Below are 22519 nucleotides of genomic sequence, written 5' to 3'. Positions count from 1 at the left end.
GCAAGCTGAATGGTTCAGGCTAAATATAACGGCAGAAAAAGAAAAACGCCCCGGAGCCGCGGGGCGTTTTCATATCGGCGTGTCAGGCTTAATCGTAATCCGCTTCCGAGTAAAGCACGCGGGTACGCAGGGTATGCGGTACTTCACGCAGCGCATCGAGCGCCTGCTGACTGTAAGCCTTGTCGACATCGATGACGACGTAACCGACCTGATTGTTAGTCTGCAGATACTGACCGGAGATATTGATGCCGTTGTCACACAGCACGCTGTTGATACTCGACAGCACGCCGGGTACGTTCTCATGGATATGAAGCAGACGATGCTTGCCGGGGTGAGAAGGCAGCGCCACTTCGGGGAAGTTGACCGAGGTGATGGTAGTGCCGTTATCGGAATAGGTGATCAGCTTCTCGGAGACTTCGATACCGATGTTCTCCTGAGCTTCCATGGTCGAGCCGCCGATGTGCGGGGTAAGAATGACGTTGTCGAGCCCGCGCAGCGGTGACACGAATTCTTCGCTATTGCCTTTCGGTTCGACCGGGAAGACATCGATGGCCGCGCCGAGCAGCTTGCCACTCTTGATTGCCTCGGCAAGATCTTCAATCACCACGGTAGTGCCGCGTGCGGCGTTGATGAAGATGGCGTTGTCTTTCATCTGCGCGAACTGCTCTTTACCCATCATCCACTTTGTGGAAGGCAACTCAGGCACGTGCAACGTGACGACATCGGCGCGTGCCAAAAGCTCTTCGAGGCTGCCCACCTGACGGGCGTTACCCATGCCGAGCTTGGTGATGACGTCGTAGAAGATCACGTCGAGGCCGAGCGACTCGGCAATCACCGAAAGTTGCGCGCCGATGCTGCCATAGCCGACGATGCCGAGCGTCTTGCCACGTACTTCATGCGAATGCTTGGCTGACTTGTCCCAGCCGCCACGGTGCGCTGCAGCATTCTTTTCAGGAATACGGCGCATCAGCATGATCGTCTCGGCCAATACCAACTCGGCAACCGAGCGGGTATTGGAGTAAGGCGCGTTGAAGACGGGAATGCCGCGTTCCAGCGCCGCCGGCAGATCGACCTGGTTGGTGCCGATGCAGAAACAGCCGATTGCGGTGAGCTTTTCGGCCGCGGCGATCACGCGGGCGTTGAGCTGCGTGCGTGAGCGAAGGCCGATGAAATGCACATCGCGAATCTTCTCGATCAAATCCTCTTCAGATAGTGAGGTCGCGAGATGCTCGATGTTGGTGTAACCGGCGTTCAGTAAATTGTCCACGGCGGACTGGTGGACGCCCTCAAGCAGCAGGATTTTGATCTTGCTCTTATCCAGGGACGTTTTAGCCATTATCGCTTCAACCCTTTTATCGGCATTGCCGACGTTTGCCTATGATGAGATGCACTGCGTCTGGGAGTATTTCGGTCATGTTGCGACCCTAACGACAGCGTTCGAAGTGGCCATGAAATGGCACGAAAGCCCGGCAGCAACAGGGCATCTATCCTAACACAGCTCATACCACTGCGGTTGAAAATGCTGCGCGTTGAACCTGAGCACAACGCATGATGCACAGCAACGCTAGCACACGCCATGCTGCAAGAGGCAACATACAAGCCGGACACGACGTGTATAATGATGCGACATGGAAGGCGTCACCCATGACATGGTTTGAGCGATGCCGCAGCGCATCGGGCAGGCCAAATGCGAGAGACCTATGGCGAAAGACTTTATGGATGAGCAGGATGCGCCGCGGGACGAGGGGCCAGACAGCGGTGAGGCCCATGAGCGTGACCCTCAGGATTTTGCAGCGACACTTTCCGAACTCGAGGCCTTGGTAGGCCGCCTGGAATCCGGTGACTTGACGCTTGAGCAATCGTTAGGGGCCTTTGAAAGAGGCATTCGCCTAACGCGAGATGCTCAGCGTCGGCTTGATGATGCCGAACTCAAGGTGCAAGCCTTGCTTGAGCAGGCGAACGGCAGTCTCGATGAGGTACCCTTCGATGCCGCTGATGAAGAAAACGCCAGTCGACGAGGTCCAGTCCGTTGAGTGTCCAAGCTTTGATCAATGAGGGGCAGCAGCGTATCGAGCGTGTGCTGCTTGAAGCATTTACCCTGGCACCCTGCCCCGATTCCCGCCTTGAGCGGGCGATGCGCTACAGTGTGCTTGGCGGTGGCAAACGGCTGCGTCCGGTACTGGTTTATGCGGCCGGTCGAGCAGTGGGCGCCGACATGGCCATGCTTGATGCTCCGGCGGCTGCGGTCGAGCTGATACATGCCTATTCACTGGTGCATGACGACCTGCCCGCCATGGATGATGACGACCTGCGCCGTGGCCAGCCCACCTGTCACCGTGCTTTTGATGAAGCGACAGCGATTCTAGCGGGTGATGCGTTGCAAGCCCTCGCTTTCGAAGTGTTGGCCAGCGCTGATCATCCGCGTCTTGGCGCATTGATTCGTACGCTCGGCCACGCTTCGGGACGCAGTGGCATGGCCGGAGGTCAGGCGCTTGATCTCGCTGCGGTGGGTAATCGTCCCGATGCCGAGCAGCTCTCGGTACTGCATCGTCACAAGACCGGCGCCTTGATTACCGCCTCGGTACGTTTGGGCGCGCTGGTAACGCTTGACGAGAGCGATGCGCGGCTTGAGGCATTGACCCGCTATGGTGAAGCGATCGGGTTGGCCTTCCAGATTCATGACGACATTCTTGATGTGACCGGCTCCACCGATGTGCTTGGCAAGACACAAGGTGCCGATGCCAAGCGCAACAAGCCCACTTATCCCGCGTTGCTCGGTCTCGATGAAGCAAAGCGCAAGGCCCAGGCACTGCTGGATGAGGCGCTTGACGCCCTGGTATCCTTGGGTGATGACGCACGCCCACTCGCTGATCTGGCCCGCTACATGATTGAACGCGATCATTGACTGGTTGCTGACTTAACGCCTATGAAGCTGTTCGACACTATACCGACCGAGCGTCCTAGAACGCCGCTGCTGGATACCATCACATCGCCACAGGCCATGCGGGGTTTCAGCGATGAAAAGCTGCGCCAGCTCAGCGATGAGTTGCGCGCCTACCTGCTTTACAGCGTGGGCTGTACCGGCGGTCATTTCGGGGCTGGCCTCGGCGTCATCGAGCTGACGGTAGCCCTCCATTACGCCTTGAATACACCTTATGACCGGCTGGTTTGGGATGTGGGTCATCAGGCTTATCCGCACAAGGTGCTGACTGGTCGCCTCAACGAGATGAGCACCATCCGCCAATATGGTGGCTTGGCTGCGTTTCCCAAGCGTGGTGAATCCGAATTCGACACCTTTGGAGTCGGTCACTCAAGCACCTCGATCTCCGCTGCCTTGGGCATGGCGCTGGCGGCGCGTACCAAGCGCGAGCCGCGCCGGGTCTGTGCGGTAATCGGTGATGGCGCATTGACTGCAGGTATGGCATTCGAGGCGCTGGCCCATGCCGGGCACGTTGATGCCAACATGTTGGTGGTACTTAACGACAATGAAATGTCGATCTCGGAAAATGTCGGCGGTATGGCGACCTATCTGGCGCGAATGCTGGCCAGCGGCCCTTACATGGCGATCCGGGAGGGTAGTAAGCGAGTACTGTCGCATCTGCCCGGGGCGCTGGAAATTGCGCGGCGTACCGAAGAGCACGTCAAGGGTATGGTGAGCCCGGCAACGCTGTTCGAGGAAATGGGCTTTAACTATGTCGGTCCGATCGATGGCCACGATCTGCCTCTGCTGGTGCAGACGCTCAACAGTCTGAAAGACCGACAAGGGCCGCAGTTTCTACACGTCGTGACCCGTAAGGGACGTGGCTTCGTCCCGGCCGAGAAGGACCCGATCGGCTACCATGCGATTACCAAACTCGAAAAAGAGAAACCGGCCAAGACCTCGCCTAATTCCCAAGTGCCAGAAGGGTTTGCGCCGCCGCCTAAGGCCAAGAAGCAGAAGTATTGCAACGTCTTTGGTCAGTGGCTGTGCGATATGGCTGCCGCAGACGAACGCTTGATCGGGATTACGCCGGCGATGCGCGAGGGCTCGGATCTGGTGCGTTTTTCCCAGGAGTACGCCGAGCGCTATTACGACGTGGCCATTGCCGAGCAGCATGCCGTGACGCTGGCCGCCGGTATGGCGTGTGAGGGAATGAAGCCGGTAGTGGCGATCTATTCTACTTTCCTGCAGCGCGGCTATGACCAGCTGATTCATGATGTTGCCGTGCAGCATCTTGACGTCACCTTCGCCATCGACCGTGCGGGTCTGGTGGGTGAGGATGGCCCGACGCACCACGGTGCTCTTGATCTGTCCTACCTGCGCTGTGTGCCCGACATGATGATCATGGCACCGGCTGACGAGGCCGAGTGCCGTCGTATGCTCACCACGGCCTACCGATTCGAAGGGCCAGCGGCGGTGCGCTATCCACGCGGTACCGGCCCTGGCGTGGCGATCGAGCCTGAGCTCGATACGCTGGAGATTGGCCGCGCCGAAGTACGGCGCGAGGGAAAGGAGATCGCCTTACTCGCCTTCGGTAGTCTCAATGGCCCGGCTGAAGAAGCGGCAAGCCGGCTCGATGCGACCCACATCAATATGCGCTTCGTCAAACCGCTGGATCGTGAGACTGTGCTTGAGGCGGCTCGCCATCACACGCTGATCGTCACGCTCGAAGAGAATGTGGTGGCTGGTGGTGCCGGTAGCGGCGTCAATGAGTTACTCGCCGCTGCAGGCGTCGTGGTTGATATCCTTAATCTTGGCGTTCCCGACCGCTTCGTTGAGCAGGGAACACCGGCTGAGCTGCTCAGCGAGTGCGGATTAGATGTTGAAGGTATTGTGGCCGCGATCGAACGGCGCCGCGGTTGAATCGATAACCTTTTGAAGCGATCTGAGCGCTAATACTGCGCGTCAGTTCGAATTTCACTTTCACCAGCGGGTACTACGTCATGACAGAACGACACACGCAGCACTACGACGTCATCATTGTCGGTGGCGGTATCGTCGGTTTAGCCATGGCGGCCCGTTTGGGAGAGATTGATGCCCGTTCAGTCATCGACGGCCAGCCTGGACTTACCATTGCGGTTATCGACAATGCGCCGGCACCGGTAGCGTCCAGTGATGGGTTAGGTTTGCGCACTACCTCGCTTAATGAAGGTGCGACAGCGCTGCTGACGCGTGTCGGTGCACTCTCGCATATTCCTGCTGCGCGCCAGACCTTCTTCGACCGCCTCGAAGCCGGCGATGAGCGTAATCCTGCCGCACTGAGCTTCGCCTCTGCCGAGATTGGCCTTGAGCGTTTTGGTATCTTCGTTGAGAACGACCGCCTGCGCTTTGCGCTATGGCAGTGCTTAAACGCCCATGCCCGTGTCACGCTGGAAAGTGAAACAAGCCCGGTAACGCAGCGCCTGGAGAATGATAATCAGCACATCACACTCAAGGATGGCCGCAGCCTCAAGGCGAAACTGTTGATCGGCGCCGACGGTGCCCAGTCGTGTGTGCGTCATAGCGCTGGCATTGGCAGCATGCAGCGAGACTATGCGCAAAATGCGATGGTCATCAATGTGCGCCTTGAACGCATGTCGACACCACACACCACGTGGCAGGTATTCACACCGCACGGGCCTGTGGCGTTTCTGCCGCTGCACGATCGTCAGGCCTCGCTGGTCTGGTACGATCGTCCGGAAACGGCTCAGCGCACGATGGCCCTGAATAACGACGCGCTGCGTCTTGCCATTACCGAGGCATTTCCCGCCAGACTCGATCCGATCGAGCAGATCCTCGGTCATGGTCATTTTCCGATGCGGCGTCAACATGCCAGACGTTATGTCGGGCCACGTCTGGCGCTGGTAGGCGATGCCGCCCACGGTATCCATACGCTTGCCGGTCAGGGCGTCAATCTTGGCCTGGCTGATGTCGAGGCGTTAGGCCGACAGATCGAAAAACGTATTGCCCATGGCGATGCCGGAGGTGGCGAGGCGCTGCAGGCCTATGAACGCCACCAATGGCCACGCAATGCGGCCATGGTCATGGCGGTCGAGCAGTTGCATGATATTTTCACGCTGCCCTTTGCACCGCTACGTAACCTCGCCGGACGCGGGTTGGGCAGTGCCAATCGTTTTAACCTCGCCAAGCGCCTGATGATGAAAGTGGCTACCGGCCACGTGTAACGTGGCCGGCCATCGTTTCGCCGTATAGGTTATTCGCTGGCTTCCTGTCGGCGAATCTCCTTGAAGCGTGCTTCCATTTCGTGGCGCAATTGACGCCGCCTCAATCCTGATTCGAAGCGCTGACGCGAGATCGCGTCGGTAGGCTCGATAGGAGGCACTTCGACGGCCTTGCCCTCGTCGTTGACGGCCACCATGGTGAAATAACAGCTGTTGGTGTGACGGACGAGGCTCTCGCAAATGTCCTCGGCGATAACCTTGATGCCGATTTCCATCGATGTTCGTCCGGTATAGTTCACTGCAGCAAGGAACGTGACCAATTCGCCGACGTGGATCGGCTGGCGGAAAGTCACCTGGTCGACCGATAGCGTCACGACATAGCGACCTGCCCAGCGGCTGGCGCAGGCATAAGCCACCTCATCAAGGTACTTCAGCAGCGTGCCGCCATGCACGTTGCCGGAAAAGTTGGCCATGGTCGGTGTCATCAGTACCGTCATGCTGAGTTCGTGGCGTGGAGTGTCCATTGAATGTCCTGTCATCAAGCCGGGACGGCGCCCATACGTGCGGCGCGCCTCTATTGTTGTATCCCTGCCATTGTGAACGGAACGGTGATAAAAGACGACCACCGTGTATTTTCTCCCCTTCAAGCTGATATAGAGCGAGGCGTTGTGCGGCGCGGATACCTTCGAAACCAGATTGTAAAGAAGGCAATGATCAATATGAGCTCGGCGGCATCGCCACCGTAATACATCCATTGGGCGGCTGCCTGAACGTCTGATGTGGAAGCAACACCGCGGGGGAAGCCAAAACCGTACATCACCTTGGCAAGCGTGGCGTGAGCTGCCGTGGCGACAAACAGCACAGCTAGACGCAGCTTCAGCGTGGGTCGATGTGGCGCAGGATCGGGGCCGGCAATCGCCCAGGTAAACAGACAGCCGGAAAGAATAAAATGCACGTGCAGTAACCCATGAATCACGGGGTTGGTCATGCTCAGTGCATAAAGGGGAGTGAGATAAAGCACATACATGCCCCCGATATCGAGCAGCGCCGCGCTCACGGGGTGGATCAGGATGCGTACCGGCCGGGTCGCCAACAGCGCGACGAGACGCCGTGCCATGCTGACAGGTACGCTACGCAGCAAGAGCGTGCCTGGAGCGCCAAGAATCAATCCCAGCGGGGCAAACATGCCGAGCAGCAAATGCTGAAGCATGTGGCCGCGTAAATCATGATGGGCGAAGACCATAAGCGGTGGCGAGAACGCTATGAAGAGCAGGGCAATGCCCAATGTAAAGCTCAGAGGTCGCCAGGGCGAAAGAACACGGCGAAACCGGTAATGCGCCTGCAAGTACAACGCCAGTAAGGCGATAAGTATTATAAAGACACCCCCGGTGCCGACACTTGGCGATAAGGTATCGGAAATCAGCATGGTGCTAACGAACGCCATGGCGTGACCTGGCCCGGCGAAGCAGCCAGACGCCTATCCCCAGCATGAACAGCCCTGCAGCATTCCAGCCCAGATCATAACGCCAGAGATCGTCGACGTAACGGACCTGGTGCAGGCGCAAAATCTTGTGATCGACAATGCCATCGAACAGCTGAAATCCCCCCATGCCGAGCAAAAGCCCCGCCCAGCCGTAGGCGCATGAAAATAGCTTGCACGCGCGTAGATCAGCGAGCATGAAAAAGCCGAATACTAGCAGGATAAGTTCAGCTGAATGGAGCAAACCGTCGGAGAACAGTGCGAAGGCGGGCGTACCCCACTCGACAAAGTGGTGCCAGGCCAGCAACTGATGAAAGATGATTTCATCAAGCGCGGCCATGAAGCCCACACCGATCAATACCGCCGCGATTAAAGAACGACGAAGATCAGACGTGGCGGACGTTGTACTAGATGATGACATAATGGTTTCCTGAACATACATGAAAGCCCTGCACAGACCATCACTGATGTGTGTCGAAGCGCCTCACGCCCGGATTGAGGCAGCTACACTACACTCTAGTCAGGAATTCTGGGTATGTGAGGGCAATAAGCTAAACAGGGCTCTGCCACGCCGAAGTGAGGACCAAGGCAACCCCGAATGTGACTTTTCGCCAGCACACTACATCCCAGCTTCTAGACTGGCGCCTGAAGCCAGTCTTTTAGTCCAGTTCTGATCCAGGCGGGGTAGTCATGTCGATATCAGAAAAGCCGGTCATCATCGTTGTCAACGCAGGGTCGTCCAGTATCAAGCTATCGATCTATACGCTATCTGATAATGAGTCACCCCGGCTGGCCGCGCATGGAAAACTCGAAGGTATTGGTAGTCATCCCGAACTGAACGCCCAACTGGCCGACGGGACCAATATCGCCAATGAGGAGTTTTCCGAGCAGGACGTGCCGGATCATCACGCGGCCTACGGCAAGGTGCGCGAAGTCATCAAGGCAGAACTTGAGGACATGACACCGGTGGCGGTGGGCCATCGGATCGTGCACGGCGGCATGACATTTAGCGAGCCGGTGGCGATCGACGGCGCGATACGCGAGCAGCTCGAGGCGCTTATTCCGCTGGCACCGTTGCATCAGCCGCACAATCTGGCCGGTATCGACGCGGTCAGCAAAATTGCCCCCGATATTTTGCAGGTCGCCTGCTTTGATAATGCCTTCCACCATGACCGCCCCGAAGTGTCCCAGCTGACAGGGCTGCCCTATCGCTACTATCAGCAAGGCTTGCGCCGCTACGGTTTTCACGGCCTGTCCTACGAATACATCGCCAAGGTGCTGCCCGAGATCGATCCCGCGCTGGCGCGCGGCAAGGTCATCGTCGCCCATCTTGGCAATGGCGCCAGCCTGTGCGCACTCGACAACTGCAAGAGCGTCGAGACAACTATGAGCTTCACCGCCCTGGATGGTCTGCCGATGGGCACGCGCTGTGGCGCACTCGATCCGGGCGCGCTGCTCTTTCTTCAGCAACAGCATGAACTAAGTGACGACGAGCTGCAGGCGCTGCTCTATCAACAGTCGGGGCTCAAGGGATTATCAGGTATCAGTAGCGACATGGAGGAACTACTCGCCAGCGACGAGGAGGGTGCCCGCCGCGCCATTGATTTCTTCGTCTATCGTGCGGCGCAGGCATTCGGCGCGCTTGCCGTCGCGCTCGGCGGCCTTGATGGCGTGGTGTTCACCGGCGGGATCGGCGAGCACGCCGCGCCGATACGCAGGGCAATCGTCAATAAGCTCGCAGCGCTGTTTCCGATGTGCCTTGATGACGCCGCTAATCAGGCTAATGATCCGGCGCTGATCTCAAGCGAGGGCAGTCGTGTCCAGGTGCGGGTGATACCTACCGACGAGGAAGGCATGCTCGCCGAGCATACCTGGCGGCTGTGGCGCGCGGCTCGCATGTAGACAGAAATATGTAGACGAGGATAAATGCACCGAGCCTGACTTGACCGTGTAAGGCGCTGACGAACAAGTGTTAGGTTCGATAACGCAACGAGGTACTTCATGGCTAACTCACTGCAACTGCTGGATTCACAGACGCTTAAGCGCATCGACGCCTGGTGGCGCGCCGCCAACTATCTTTCAGTCGGACAAATCTACCTGCAGGCTAACCCCTTGATGCGTGAGCCGCTCAAGGCGGAGCATATCAAGCCGCGTCTGCTTGGTCACTGGGGTACCTCGCCGGGGCTCAACCTGATTTATGTTCACCTCAATCGACTAATCAAGGCCCGTAACCTCAATATGATCTACCTCACCGGCCCCGGCCATGGTGGCCCGGCGTTGCTCTCCAACGTATGGCTCGAAGGCAGCTACAGCGAGCACTTTCCCGAAGTCAGCCGCGACGAGACTGGTATGCTCAGGCTGTTTCGGCAGTTTTCGACACCGGGCGGCATTCCCAGCCACGTCAGCGTGCCGACGCCGGGCTCAATCCATGAAGGCGGTGAACTCGGCTATGTGCTGATGCACGCCTTCGGGGCGGTGTTCGATAACCCTGACCTGATCGCTACCGCCGTGGTGGGTGACGGCGAAGCCGAGACCGGGCCGCTTGAAGGCTCGTGGAAGGGCATCAAATTCCTCAATCCCGAACGCGACGGCGCGGTGCTGCCGATCCTGCACCTCAACGGCTATAAAATATCAGGCCCGGCCGTGCTGGCACGAGAATCAGACGAGGCGCTGACCAAGCTGTTCGAGGGGCACGGCTACGCACCGCGCTTCGTTGAGGGCGACGACCCGATGACGGTTCATCAGGCATTGGCGGCGACGCTGGAACAGACGCTTGACGAGATTCGCGACATCCAGCGCAGCGCCCGCGAACAGGGTCTGACGCAGCGCCCAGTATGGCCGATGATCGTGCTGCGTACGCCCAAGGGTTGGACTGGGCCCGACGAGGTCGACGGCAAGCCGGTTGAGGGTGGCTTCCGCGCCCACCAGGTGCCACTTTCAGGCGTCAAGGACAATCCCGAGCACTTGAAGATGCTCGAACAGTGGTTCAAGCGCTACCGCCCTGAGGAGCTATTTGACGCTGAAGGACGGCCAGCGGCCGAACTGAACGAGTTGGTGCCTGAAGGCGAAATGCGCATGGGGGCTAATCCCCACGCCAATGGCGGCAGGCTGAGCGTGCCGCTTGAACTGCGCGATTACGGCGACTATGCGCTGGAGGTGAACGACGCCAATCGCGCCCGCGAACGCCACGGCTCGACTCAGGTGCTGGGCGAGTTCCTGCGCGACATCTACCGCGACAACCCGCATAGCTTTCGCCTGTTCTGCCCTGACGAGACCAACTCCAACCGCTTGGGTGCGGTATTCGAGGCCAGCGATCGCTGCCTGGTCAGTGCGATCGAGTCGCAAGACGAGCACGTCTCGCCGCAGGGGCGGGTGATGGAGGTGCTCAGTGAACACAACTGCCACGGCTGGCTGGAAGGCTACATTTTGACCGGGCGCCACGGTCTGTTCGCCAGTTACGAGGCGTTCACCATGATCATCGACTCGATGGCCTCCCAGCATGCAAAATGGCTCGAACATGCACGCAGCGTCCCGTGGCGCGAGCCGATCCCATCGCTCAACTATCTGCTGACCTCGACCTGCTGGCGCAACGACCATAACGGTTTCAGTCACCAGGGGCCGGGCTTCATTGACAACCTGCTGACCAAGCAGCCCGAGGTGGTGCGCATCTATCTGCCTCCCGACGCCAACTGCCTGCTGTCGGTCGCCGATCACTGCTTCAGGAGCTTCAACTACCTCAACGCCATCGTCATCGACAAGCAGCCGCAGCTGCAGTACCTGAGTCTCGACGAGGCCAAGGAACATTGCGCCCGTGGCGGCAGCGTGTGGCAGTGGGCGAGCAACGACGAAGAAGGCGAGCCCGATATCGTGATGGCGTGTGCCGGCGACATTCCCACCCAGGAGACGCTGGCGGCGGTCGACATGCTGCGCGAGTTCCTGCCGGCGCTCAAGGTGCGCGTGGTCAACATTGTTGACCTGATGATGCTGCCACCGCCCGATCGCCATCCGCACGGGGCCAGCGAGGCGCACTTCAACGAGCTGTTCACGTCAGGCAAGCCGGTACTGTTCGCCTTTCATGGCTATCCCGGCGTGATTCATCAGCTGTTGCACGGCCGGCCCAGCACCGAGCGTTTCCACGTGCGCGGCTATCTCGAGGAGGGTACGACCACGACGCCGTTCGACATGGTGGTGCTCAACCGCATGAGCCGTATCCATTTATGTCTCGATGTGCTGCGCTACGTGCCCGGTCAGCTTGAAGGCGGGGCGCGTATCGTCACGCATCTGGAGGCGCTGCTCGACAAGCATCACCGCTACATCCGCGAGCACTTCGACGACCTGCCGCAAATTACTCAATGGACATGGTCACGTGGTAGCTCAGGAGATGGACGCTAAGACATTGGCGATGCTTGTGCCTTGATAAGAATCAGGAGCCGGTAATGCACTTGGATGATGCGCTATCGGTTCCTGACCACATATCCCACGTTAGATGAGGCAGGGCGTGCTGGGCTTGGCGAGCCATAGCGGCGGATTGGCAATGACGTCATCGTATTGAGCCGCGAGTTCTTGCTGGATGTGGTGATAAAGCCTGCTCAAGTTCGCATGCATGTTGGGAACGGTATGGCGATAATCAATGTGAAAGGCGGCACGTCTACCGTGAAAATCAAGCATCTCGCCCACTCGACTGAATGTAAAGCCATAGCGTGCGGCCAGACGGGGGAATTGCGGGACCATGAACATGAAGACGTGATAGCGCTCGGCAAGCCCAACCAGCGCGGTGGCAGCAAGAAAAAGACCGAGATTGATCAGTGGAAAAGAGCGCGCATCATCATCTGAAAATAATAGTACGTCGCGATCCAGTGCCGTTTTAGACATATTGCCATGACAGCGGAAATAACGTGGAATCGCCATGCGTGATAGCTCACAGATGCGATCTCTTGGCAGCTTGGCCGGATGAAGAAGAGGGTGATTCAGACTGGCACCAAAGTGGTTCTCTAGCTGAAGCTTGCCCAGCGGTGCGGGCTGGCCATCGAGTGGCATGAGCAGGCGTAAGCACCCTGCCGTCATACCGCTTCTTTTATGTTCGATAAAGCAAAGCAGTGCGGCATCGTCATAAATGTCTTTTTCAAGCTGGCGAACCTTGTCCTCCCCCATGTCATAGTTGAACTCCTGGCAGTAGACCTCGTGACGCGTGGCATAGATTCGGTTCCTGTCCTGCTCGGAAATGGCGATCCGAAAGCTGAAGTCATCTGCAAAGCGTTCAAAATGATTCATGTCGAGTCCTTGTTATTTGTTTAAGGTCTGGGCGGTGATGATCCATTCGATCATCTCTTTAATATCGTGTTCGCCGGTGCCGGCCGGCCCAGATAATAGCCTTGGGCATAGGTGATGCCATATTCTCTCAGGATCGGCAAAATAGCCGCCTGGTCGACGAATTCTGCAATCGTCTGCTTGCCGAATCCTGCTGCAATTTCAGCAATTGCTTTGACGATAAGTCTATCTTCATGGCTAGTCAGCAGGTTCTGAATGAACGAGCCATCGATCTTGATGTAGTCGGCGGGCAGTTGGCCGAGATAATGGAAACTGCTGAAGCCAACGCCGAAATCGTCAAGCGCCGTTTGGCAGCCCAGGTTGCGTATGCCCTGCATGACACCCCGCGCCGTCGCAAAATCAGTCACCGCAGCGGTTTCCGTCACCTCAAGGATAAGGTGATGTGGGTCGGCACCACTGGCGGCAAACTCTTGGGCAAGAAAATGCTCAAGGCCCGCATCGTGGAGTGAGTGGCCCGAAAGATTGACCGCTAGGCAGATGCCCTCGTCCTGTACCGAGCGCAGCAGTTGTAAGCTGGCACGCAGTACCCAGCGGTCGATTTCGATGATCTGACCGCTGCGCTCGGCGACGGGGATGAACAGGCTGGGCGCAACAAGGTGACCTTCCTCGTTCTTCAGGCGCACCAGAACTTCGTAATGCTTGATGCTGTGATCCTCCAGGCAGAGGATGGGCTGCACCATAAGTTCGAAGCGGTTTTCCTGCAAGGCAAGGCGTATGCAGTCTATCCAATAGACCCGCTGCTGCAGTTCCTCCTTGGTATGGCTGACGGCTGACAGCAGATGCCAGCGCTGGGTACTGTTCTCCTTGGCCTTGTACATGGCTAGATCGGCACTGGCCATCAGATCGACAGGATTGTCACCGTGGGCTGGGTATTGGGCAATACCGATGCTGGCTACCGCTGGATGGCGTCGGCCATTGACGGAAAAACTGATCTCTTCCAAGGCCTGTCCGATACGCATTGCAACGCCAATGGCTTTTTCGCCGCTGGCATTTTTGAGCAGGACTGCAAATTCGTCCCCGCCTAGGCGTGCGATGAGCGCTTCGTCTTTTAACTCGTTTTCTAGCGCTTCGGCGACCAGTCGCAGCAGTTGATCGCCGGAGTGGTGACCACTCAGCTCGTTGACTTCCTTGAACTGATCGAGATCGAGATAAAGCACTGCACCATCAGCATCGGGATATATGGCCTGCTCCAGTGATAGCTGGAAGAAACGGCGGTTATAAAGCTCGGTGAGTGGATCACGGTGTGCCAGCCAAGCCAAGCGCTCTTCAGCCTCCTTGCGCTCGGTAATATCTAGGCCGACAGAAATCAATGCTTGGGCATCCTGAGTATCATCGGGCAATGGCGCATGAGACCAGGCAATAAAGCGCTGCTCATTGGCCTGAGTCAGCACCCTGCCTTCTTGCTGAGATGTCCAGTCTAAGGCGCCTTCGTCGGTATTCTGGCCGGACATGAAGATGTCTGTGAATGCTCTGCCAAGCAGCTTGTGCTCCGGTAGCCCCACGACAGCCTGCGCATAATGATTGAGCTGGACAATGCGGCCGTGACTGTCCTGAGTCAGGATAAAGACGCGGGCGGTATCCAAGAGTCCTTTGATAAAGTCGCGTTCGCGGGCCAGCTCCTTGAGCCGGGCCGTTAACTGTTCTCCGCGTGCATGGACTTCTCCTTCCAGAGCTTCCAACTGGTCCGTTAGTTCGAGTGTCGTGCGGTCGAGCACGCCGATCTCATCCGTGAAACGGCTCTGGGGAAGAGGGACTATCTGGCGCCGGACGGCATCGAATCTTCCTTCCGCAAGCTCTGGCAGGATGTCAGCCAACCGGCGCAGTCGCGCCATGGGTGTCCACAGAATGACCAGCAACATGATTTCAGCGGCAAGCCAGCCGCCCAATGCAACCAGCAAAATGGTCTTGGTATTCTGAGCTATCGTATCAATCTGCTCGGTAATGTCGGTAATCAATACGAAGTAGCCCCTGCCCGATGAGACGTCTGCCTCATCAAGGGCAATCCCGCGCATTTCAAAATGGCGGTCCTGAATATCCAGACGTAGTGGATGGTGCAAAAAGGAGGCGAGATCTACCTTGGCGATGGCTGTTTCAAGGATGGGAAGACTCGTCTGCTGATGCGTCAGCGCGGCTAATGTTACATGCCAAGTAGGAAAGTAGTGCCCGGACGACTGAGTAACCTGTTTATCGCCGTCCTTGACCAGCAAAGCAATGTCACTGCCCAAACTGCTTTGGGCGTAGTGGATGACATCGGCCAGCGAGCGGGAGACCATGACCTGGCCCACGCTTGTCCCATCGACCAGAATGGGCACCAGCACATACTGACGGCAGTCATCTGTACACAACAGTTGTTTAAGCGGCGCCTCACTTTCCTTGACCCGTGCTAGCCACTGGCGCAGCAGCAAAACGCTATCGTCTGCCTGAGCCTGGCCCCATGCTGCTAACGGCTGATTATCGGAATCAAAAACACGAACTTCATCGATGCCAGCGTCCAACTGCATCGTCGGCCACTGGGACTGGAGTGCTGCTCTGATCGCCTCGGTATTTTCCGCTCTAACGGCTTCTCCCAGCGCGGTCGAGGCTGCTGTCAGGCTAGCCAGCTGACGAAGATTATCCGATGAACGCGCTAGGGCCTGCTCGATTTCGCTGACCTGACGGGCATACGTCACGCTCTGCATGCGGCTGAGCTGTCGCGTCAGGTTGTTGTGACCAATGAAGGTGAACAGGGAGGCAAGACTGAGCAGCAGTAAGCTAGTGAGGGCAATGGCCCGCCATTTAAGGCTGATCATACGGTGCCCAGCGGATGAGTGGAGTAGTGTTGCCGTGATTCGTTTTAACATGTTTTCTCATCGGCGCCCTGACCGTGGCTGGCGCTTATATTGACGGGCTCAATAACGCTGCGACGCATTTTGTTTCTCGGTTTGGCAAGAGCGAGCGGCAATAACGACAAGCGACTAAAAGCGCAGTGATGCTTGAAACAGCAGCATGTTCCAGTATTGGTCCGTCTCGCCCTCGTTGTCGCCAATCGTCAGCCAGCCCGTACCGTCAACATGGTGATACTCGGCGGCGAGCAATACCTGCGGATGGATGCGCCATTGCACGCCGGTCGTTAGATCCTTGGCAAACTGAGAGTAGGCTGGAGCGGCACCCGTGGCAGCCAACTTACGTCCCGAACGATCGTTACGGTCGTTGACCAATACGTCATAACGCAGCAGCCACTGCCAATCGCGTTGGAAGCGGCGGGTATATTGCAAATACCAACTTTCACCGGTGATGTCATAGTTGTGCTGCGCATTATTAAGCCCGCTTAGAGAACGCTTGCGCAGCGCGTATTCTGCGGTGAGGCTCCAAAGATCTTCATTGTATTGAAGCGACAGAATCCAAGGCTGGAAAACGAAGGTGCCACTGTCACTATCTTTGCTGTCGACTTCATAGCGTGACTGGGCTCTGCCGGCGCTAAGGGCGGCTATAATGCGTCCACCGTCGTGTTCATAGCGTATCTGACTGATGATTGATATTTGCCCGTCAAGTGTCGGCTCAGTTGTCGACAGGGCTTTTTCAGCATCGTCATTGACTTGGGGTTTCCCGATGCCGGCCTGGAAATAAAGCGTGCCGTTAGGCAAGCGTTCTTGCTCATAGATACTGATACCGTCTCCAGCAAGTCCTACAGAACGAGTACGATCAAAGTAGATCGACTGTGGTAGCAAGATGCTAGGTCGAGTAAACGCCACGTCACGCGTCTGGTTATAAAAGCCAAACGGGTTCTTGACTCTGCCGAGCTGGATTCCCAGCGTGCGATCAACGCTCGAAAAAAGCTGATAGTCTACCAGGCCGTAATCCAGGTCCGGTTCGAAGTCACTGTCGTCAGCACCTGCCCTGCGGCTGATGCCCTGTATGGCAATAAGCACATCCTGACGTGGTCGAAAGGATAGATTGGCGCCGATTTCCGTGTATTGAAGGCTGCCACCGTCGTGGCTGCTAGGGCCAAAAAAATTATTCTCATCAGTGACAATAAGTGCCTGACTGAGAAAACCATGTACCTGTACCGTATCCAGCATGCCTTCGGCTCTGGCCGGAGCTACGTTACATGCTGCCGCGATCAGAGCCATTGTTAAGCCTGTACAAGCACTACTGCAGCGGTAGTAGGCGGACACGATCATCTAAATATCCTTGTTCAATGTATCCTATCCCACCCGGCGTGGTGGCCACGCGCTCAACCATTTCGGCCTGCGAATCCACGTGATTAGGCGCTTGACCTGTTCCGGAAAAAACGACACGGTCCCAGGAAAGGCGCAGCTGATGCGGATAAACTCCCAAATATTCCTTGGCAAATCGAGCGTGGACACGGCTCTCATCCGGTAGAACGAAAACATGCACGGCCTGCCCGTCAGGAAGCGTACGCTGGCGCATGGCAAAGATGGCACGTATCGTTTCACGAGTAAGTGAATCTATCGGAACGTTAGGGTTGGCAATGAGAACAATCGGGACGTCCGTAGCACTGCTCGCTAAAGGACAGGCTACCAATAGCGCTATCGCCAGGATCAATCGTGTCAGGCCTTGGCCCATTACCATATTTGCCCAGAAAGGCCTGTCTCAACGACATTAGACGCTGGTAACAAGCATGAAGACGGAAAGAGAGATATTCTTCTGCTCAGCCGGGCGTAACTTCGCTCGCGTTTGTTCCAGCCAAGAAGGGTAGTAAGAGTATCTGTCATCGTCTTCACTATCTGAGTCAAAGGAAATCCTGGCGGGTTGCGCCGAGAGAGGATCGGGATTAAGCCTTTTAGATGGTGGCGTAACGGCTAAAGCTACTGAATATTAACGTATTAGATACAATTTGAATAAAAGTTTCTTTGATTTTTCTTCTTAGTTATTAATTAGGTATGGCAATAAATTAGCCATTAAAATGGTGAAGGGGTGGCTGAGCCTTGGCCAAGTTGAATGAAGCTAGTAACTATTTCTCCTTAATAACAGTAAGTTATCCCCATTATAGCTTTATCTTGCTGCCCCGGATCGTCATGCCAGTAATGGTCATCAATAAAAAAGCGCTCACATTAACGTGTGAGCGCTTTTTTATTAATAACAATTACATGCCTTTATTCAATTCATAAGGGACCACAGCATAATATATGGCAAGGTAATGACAAATACTTCCACCGATCACGAACAGATGCCAGATGGCGTGATGAAAAGGTATTGCCCGTATAGCGTAGAATACGACCCCAACGGTGTAGGTAATACCGCCAGCTACAAGCAGTGTAACGCCAAGTGGTGAGAGGCTGGCGACCATATCGTCTGCGAACAACACCATCAGCCAGCCCATCAGCAAATAGATAGACACGCGCAGCAGTTCGAAGCGGTGCGGCCAAAGCACTTTCATACCGATGCCAATACCCGCCAATGCCCAGACGAGGGTAAACAGCAGCCAGCCGACAGAGTCACGCATGTTGACTAGAACGAATGGCGTATAGGTACCGGCAATCAGCAGATAGATCGCGCAATGATCAAGCTGTTGAAAAATGAACTTGAGGCGTGGTCGTCGAACGCTGTGATAGAGCGTTGAGACAAGGTAGAGCGTTATCAGGCAGATGCCATAGAGCGTAACGCTGGCGATCTTCCATGGGTCGAAGTGAGCCGGCACGCTGGCCATGACGATTAGCAGTGCCATTCCTGCAAGGCTTAGTACCGCGCCGATAGCGTGGCTGATGCTATGCAGCCACTCCTCAAGGGGCGAGTAGCCTTCGTCGATATACCGCTCAATAGATGATGCTTTGTCCGATGAGGTTTGCTTGGTCATTGGAGGCTCTCCGTGGCTGGGCAGATCATCCATGCGGAGGGACATCACACCCTCCACAAACGGTGAACAAGCATTTTTTAGGTTATTTCCGGGGGTGATGACCGTCGATGATGTCGGCCTGAGTAAACTCATCAAGTGCCATCATGTGACCTAATTTACCGGCTTTGGTCGCCAGGTACTGCTCGTTATGTGGATTGAGTCCGGTGGTGATCGCCTGACGTTCAGCGATTTCCACGCCGTCGCGCTTGAGCGCCTCGACCTTACGCGGGTTGTTGGTCATCAACTTGAGCGAATGAATGCCCAAATGGTTGAGCATAGGCACGCAGATGTCATAACGGCGCATGTCGGCGCCAAAGCCGAGTGCTTCGTTGGCTTCAACGGTATCAGCACCCTGATCCTGAAGATTATAAGCGCGAATCTTGTTAAGTAGGCCAATGCCACGGCCTTCCTGGCGCATGTAAAGTAGGACGCCGCGGCCTTCCTCAGCGATGCGCTGCAACGCTTCCTGCAGTTGGTAGCCACAGTCACAGCGCATTGAAAACAGCGCATCGCCCGTCAAACACTCGGAATGCACACGGGCGAGCACGGGTACACCGTCATCGACGGTACCGAGCGTCAGGGCAATATGGTCCTTGCCGGTTTCGTCGTCCTCGAAGCCGTGCATGGTAAACGTCGCCCAAGAGGTGGGCAGCTTGGATGAGGCAATGAATCGGATTGTCACGTCGAGCCCTCGGTGATGCGTGGACAGCATCCGTGTTAACAGGGGGCATTATTCTATCAGCTCAAGTGCGTAGGCTCACGATGGATTATGCCTACGAAGGCAATAGTTGATGTGTTATTCGAGCGAGCCTGCATTCATCCGTTACAATGAAGACAAATTCACGGGTGGATCTTGATTGCATGGCCTTGAAAAATGACCGTTTCCTTCGTGCGCTGGCCGGACAGCGCGTTGATCGTACACCGGTATGGATGATGCGCCAGGCGGGGCGCTATCTACCGGAGTACCGCGCGAGCCGCGCCCATGCAGGCAGTTTCATGGACCTGTGCCAGAACGCGGAGTTGGCCTGCGAGGTCACGCTGCAGCCGCTTGAGCGCTATGAGCTTGATGCGGCGATCTTGTTTTCCGATATCCTGACCATTCCCGATGCGATGGGACTGGGGCTGTACTTCGAGACCGGCGAAGGGCCGAAGTTCCGTAAGCCGGTGCGCAGCGCAGCGGAGGTCGCGGCACTGAGCGTTCCTGATATCGAACGTGATCTCGGTTATGTCATGAATGCTGTTTCTACCATTCGCCGTGAACTGAACGGCCGCGTACCGCTGATCGGTTTTTCCGGAAGTCCATGGACATTGGCGACCTATATGGTCGAAGGCGCATCAAGCAAGGACTTCCGTCATGTCAAAGGCATGCTCTATGCCGAGCCGCAGACCATGCATCATCTGCTTGATCTCTTGGCAACAGCAGTGACGGATTACCTTAATGCCCAGATTCGCGCCGGCGCTCAGGCCGTACAGATTTTCGATACCTGGGGCGGGACGCTCTCCACGCCGGCCTATCGTGAATTCTCGCTCGCCTATATGGAAAAGATCGTCAAGGGCTTGATCCGTGAGCATGATGGTCGGCATGTGCCGGTGATTTTATTTACCAAAAACGGCGGCCAATGGCTCGAGCAGATCGCCGCTTCCGGCTGCGACGCCGTCGGCCTCGACTGGACGACTGAGCTTGGCAATGCGCGTGCGCGTATTGGCCATCAGGTCGCGCTGCAGGGCAATCTTGATCCCAACGTGCTGTTTGCCTCGCCTCAGGCGATTCGTGCCGAGGTCGCACGTACGCTGGCAAGCTTCGGCCACGGTGAAGGTCACGTGTTCAATCTCGGCCACGGTATTTCACAGTTTACGCCGCCCGAGAATGTCACTGCCTTTCTGGAGGCACTCCATGAACTCAGCCCGGCCTACCACCAGTAAACGTCAGTATGGGTGGCGCCAGCTCGTCGTCTTCGATGCGTCTTGCTCACTATGCCGACGCTCGGTGGCGTTTTTACTGCGTCATGAGACGTCTCCTCAGACACTATTTGCCCGGCTGCAGTCACCATTGGCGGAGCGTTTGGGGACGTATTTCAGCGTTGATCCCCATCAGCTCGAAAGCGTATGGCTGATTCGTGAAGGCCGGCTTTATATGCGCAGCGAGGCAATGCTGCGTATAAGTGAAGGATTACACTCGCCATGGTCAAACGTCAGTCATCTCCGCTATTTGCCGATGCCGCTGCGTGATGGTGTCTATCGCATCATCGGGCGTTACCGGCGCCAATGGGTGCCGCCATACGAGCTTGGGTCCAAGGGCCATGACAGGATGCGAGAAATGCTGACCGTAGAAGAGAGCCGGCTGCTGGGCTTGCCACAGGACATAGCCGATGCCCCATAAACGTAGTCCCTTCGCCCGGTTCTGGACTGTGCTGGCTGTGCTCATGGCACTGGCTATTGCGGTAGGCAGCCTCATGCCGGCGCAGGAGCTGCCCGAGCAGATGCCATGGGATAAACTCCAGCACCTTACCGGCTACGGTATGTTGGCGCTGCTGACCTGCCTGACAGGCGTGACACGGCTTAAAACGTTAATAATGGTGTTCGTTTATGGCGTGGCCGTCGAATATGCCCAGACGCTGGCACCAGGGCGGATGGGTGGAGACTGGGCCGATATTCTTGCCAATACGCTAGGTGCCCTGCTGGGCATTGTCATCGCTACGGTAATCGTGGCGCTGTATCTGACGATGCGGCGGCGTTAGCCCTATTTTTTGAATATCTTTTAAATATATGGCGCTTCTCTTTGTCGGCTGGGCCGGCTATGGTGCGCGCATTTTGATCTTTATCCGGCTGTGGCCGGGCTCGAACAGGAGACATCTCAGTGGCTGAGCAACCCATTGATGGCTGGTTTACAGAAATTTTCGATCGTCAAGGCAGCGCCATCTCGCTCAAGGTCAAGGAGAAGCTGCACGACGTAACTTCGCCCTATCAGCACCTTGAAGTCTATGCCACCGAGACCTATGGCAACCTGATGGTGCTCGATGGCTGCGTAATGCTGACGGATCGTGACAATTTCCTCTATCACGAGATGATGTCGCATCCGGCGCTGTTCACCCACGCCGATCCCAAGCATGTTGTGATTATTGGCGGCGGTGACTGCGGCACACTGCGCGAAGTATTGAAGCATCCCGGCGTCGAGCGGGTCACTCAGATCGATATCGACGAGGAAGTGACCAAGGCCGCGGCACGCTTTTTCCCGACGTTGACCGAATCCAATAATGATCCGCGTGCTGACCTCAAGTTCGAGGATGGCGTGAAGTGGGTCGATAACTGTGCCGATGAAAGTATCGATGTGATGATTATCGATTCCACCGACCCGGTCGGTCCTGCCGAAGGCTTGTTCAAGACCGATTTTCTCAAGCGTTGTCACCGCATCCTCAAGAAAGGCGGTGTAATGGTGCAGCAGAGTGAGTCGCCGCTTTATCACACCGACTCGATTATCCGCGAGCTACGTGAAGATATGGAAAAGGCCGGTTTCGACAGTGTCGCTACGCTACCGTTTCCTCAGCCGACTTATCCTTCCGGCTGGTGGAGCTGTACGCTTGCGGGCAAGGCGTGTGACGTCAAGCAATTCCGTGAACAGGATGCCGAGCAGGCATCATTCGCTCTCGAGTACTATTCCGCCACGTTGCATAAAAGCGCATTGGTGTTGCCACCGTTCATGAAGCGTTTACTGGAGCGCTAATCCCCACACTCTG

General features: G+C 56.6%; 20 protein-coding genes. 10 read left to right on the top strand and 10 right to left on the bottom strand.

Going from position 1 to position 22519, the window contains the following annotated elements; all coding sequences use genetic code 11:
- Positions 1 to 88: 88 nt before the first annotated feature.
- Positions 89 to 1336 carry a phosphoglycerate dehydrogenase gene (gene serA, locus C3Z11_RS04565; protein ID WP_106476701.1) on the bottom strand — a complete coding sequence of 416 codons (1248 nt, stop codon included), beginning with the start codon at positions 1334 to 1336 and terminating at the stop codon, positions 89 to 91.
- Positions 1337 to 1700: 364 nt separating this feature from the next.
- Here serA and C3Z11_RS04560 point away from each other — a divergent pair, with 364 nt between their 5' ends.
- The 4 genes from C3Z11_RS04560 (at position 1701) to C3Z11_RS04545 (ending at position 6144) form a co-directional block, all read left to right on the top strand.
- Entirely contained in the window at positions 1701 to 2033 is a 333-nt protein-coding gene (locus C3Z11_RS04560) for an exodeoxyribonuclease VII small subunit (RefSeq protein ID WP_262927233.1), read from the top strand.
- The gene (ispA, locus tag C3Z11_RS04555; RefSeq protein ID WP_106476699.1) at positions 2030 to 2905 is read left to right on the top strand and encodes a (2E,6E)-farnesyl diphosphate synthase; all 876 of its coding nucleotides are present in this window, start codon (positions 2030 to 2032) and stop codon (positions 2903 to 2905) included. Before C3Z11_RS04560 ends, ispA begins: the two co-directional genes overlap by 4 nt.
- Before the next feature lie 21 nt (positions 2906 to 2926).
- A complete protein-coding gene (gene dxs, locus C3Z11_RS04550; protein ID WP_106476697.1) occupies positions 2927 to 4843 on the top strand; it encodes a 1-deoxy-D-xylulose-5-phosphate synthase in 1917 nt (638 codons plus the stop codon).
- 80 nt (positions 4844 to 4923) lie between these two features.
- Positions 4924 to 6144: an FAD-dependent monooxygenase gene (locus tag C3Z11_RS04545; protein WP_106476695.1), complete on the top strand. Its 1221-nt coding sequence runs from the start codon at positions 4924 to 4926 to the stop codon at positions 6142 to 6144.
- 29 nt (positions 6145 to 6173) lie between these two features.
- On the opposite strand, the gene C3Z11_RS04540 is transcribed toward C3Z11_RS04545, so the two are convergent.
- The 3 genes from C3Z11_RS04540 to C3Z11_RS04530 all read right to left on the bottom strand — a co-directional run bounded on the left by C3Z11_RS04540 (position 6174) and on the right by C3Z11_RS04530 (position 8042).
- Positions 6174 to 6665 carry an acyl-CoA thioesterase gene (locus C3Z11_RS04540; protein WP_106476693.1) on the bottom strand — a complete coding sequence of 164 codons (492 nt, stop codon included), beginning with the start codon at positions 6663 to 6665 and terminating at the stop codon, positions 6174 to 6176.
- 119 nt (positions 6666 to 6784) lie between these two features.
- Entirely contained in the window at positions 6785 to 7585 is an 801-nt protein-coding gene (locus tag C3Z11_RS04535) for a cytochrome c oxidase assembly protein (protein WP_262927232.1), read from the bottom strand.
- Positions 7572 to 8042 (bottom strand): DUF2243 domain-containing protein, encoded by a 471-nt coding sequence (locus C3Z11_RS04530; protein ID WP_106476691.1) that lies wholly within the window; start codon positions 8040 to 8042, stop codon positions 7572 to 7574. Before C3Z11_RS04530 ends, C3Z11_RS04535 begins: the two co-directional genes overlap by 14 nt.
- A 269-nt stretch (positions 8043 to 8311) precedes the next feature.
- Here C3Z11_RS04530 and C3Z11_RS04525 point away from each other — a divergent pair, with 269 nt between their 5' ends.
- Both C3Z11_RS04525 and C3Z11_RS04520 read left to right on the top strand, forming a co-directional pair.
- The gene (locus C3Z11_RS04525; RefSeq protein ID WP_106476689.1) at positions 8312 to 9523 is read left to right on the top strand and encodes an acetate/propionate family kinase; all 1212 of its coding nucleotides are present in this window, start codon (positions 8312 to 8314) and stop codon (positions 9521 to 9523) included.
- Positions 9524 to 9622: 99 nt separating this feature from the next.
- Positions 9623 to 12013 (top strand): phosphoketolase family protein, encoded by a 2391-nt coding sequence (locus C3Z11_RS04520; RefSeq protein WP_106476687.1) that lies wholly within the window; start codon positions 9623 to 9625, stop codon positions 12011 to 12013.
- Between the two features lie 90 nt (positions 12014 to 12103).
- Here C3Z11_RS04520 and C3Z11_RS04515 read toward each other — a convergent pair whose 3' ends face one another.
- From C3Z11_RS04515 to ribA, 6 genes are all read right to left on the bottom strand, one after another.
- Complete coding sequence (locus tag C3Z11_RS04515) at positions 12104 to 12892, bottom strand: PEP-CTERM/exosortase system-associated acyltransferase (RefSeq protein WP_106476685.1); 789 nt, start codon at positions 12890 to 12892, stop codon at positions 12104 to 12106.
- A 50-nt stretch (positions 12893 to 12942) separates the two neighbouring features.
- On the bottom strand, positions 12943 to 15789 hold the full coding sequence (locus C3Z11_RS04510; protein WP_262927231.1) for a bifunctional diguanylate cyclase/phosphodiesterase: 2847 nt from the start codon (positions 15787 to 15789) through the stop codon (positions 12943 to 12945).
- Positions 15790 to 15903: 114 nt separating this feature from the next.
- Complete coding sequence (locus tag C3Z11_RS04505) at positions 15904 to 17058, bottom strand: hypothetical protein (RefSeq protein WP_106476681.1); 1155 nt, start codon at positions 17056 to 17058, stop codon at positions 15904 to 15906.
- A gap of 19 nt (positions 17059 to 17077) precedes the next feature.
- Positions 17078 to 17515 carry a substrate-binding domain-containing protein gene (locus C3Z11_RS04500; RefSeq protein ID WP_262927230.1) on the bottom strand — a complete coding sequence of 146 codons (438 nt, stop codon included), beginning with the start codon at positions 17513 to 17515 and terminating at the stop codon, positions 17078 to 17080.
- Positions 17516 to 18035: 520 nt separating this feature from the next.
- The gene (trhA, locus tag C3Z11_RS04495) at positions 18036 to 18746 is read right to left on the bottom strand and encodes a PAQR family membrane homeostasis protein TrhA (protein ID WP_106476679.1); all 711 of its coding nucleotides are present in this window, start codon (positions 18744 to 18746) and stop codon (positions 18036 to 18038) included.
- 82 nt (positions 18747 to 18828) lie between these two features.
- Entirely contained in the window at positions 18829 to 19467 is a 639-nt protein-coding gene (ribA, locus tag C3Z11_RS04490; protein WP_106476954.1) for a GTP cyclohydrolase II, read from the bottom strand.
- A gap of 179 nt (positions 19468 to 19646) precedes the next feature.
- Between ribA and hemE the strand changes: the two genes are divergently transcribed.
- The 4 genes from hemE to speE all read left to right on the top strand — a co-directional run bounded on the left by hemE (position 19647) and on the right by speE (position 22506).
- On the top strand, positions 19647 to 20708 hold the full coding sequence (gene hemE / locus C3Z11_RS04485) for a uroporphyrinogen decarboxylase (protein ID WP_106476677.1): 1062 nt from the start codon (positions 19647 to 19649) through the stop codon (positions 20706 to 20708).
- Positions 20680 to 21165 (top strand): thiol-disulfide oxidoreductase DCC family protein, encoded by a 486-nt coding sequence (locus C3Z11_RS04480; RefSeq protein ID WP_158700925.1) that lies wholly within the window; start codon positions 20680 to 20682, stop codon positions 21163 to 21165. Before hemE ends, C3Z11_RS04480 begins: the two co-directional genes overlap by 29 nt.
- Positions 21155 to 21523: a VanZ family protein gene (locus tag C3Z11_RS04475; RefSeq protein ID WP_106476674.1), complete on the top strand. Its 369-nt coding sequence runs from the start codon at positions 21155 to 21157 to the stop codon at positions 21521 to 21523. The genes C3Z11_RS04480 and C3Z11_RS04475 overlap by 11 nt, the downstream gene beginning before the upstream one ends.
- A gap of 119 nt (positions 21524 to 21642) precedes the next feature.
- The gene (speE, locus tag C3Z11_RS04470; protein ID WP_106476672.1) at positions 21643 to 22506 is read left to right on the top strand and encodes a polyamine aminopropyltransferase; all 864 of its coding nucleotides are present in this window, start codon (positions 21643 to 21645) and stop codon (positions 22504 to 22506) included.
- The last annotated feature ends 13 nt before the right edge of the window (positions 22507 to 22519 follow it).

Origin of the sequence: Phytohalomonas tamaricis, from assembly GCF_003012345.1 — a bacterium.
GTDB classification, from domain to species: domain Bacteria; phylum Pseudomonadota; class Gammaproteobacteria; order Pseudomonadales; family Halomonadaceae; genus Phytohalomonas; species Phytohalomonas tamaricis.
This window is presented reverse-complemented; position numbering and strand designations above follow the sequence as displayed.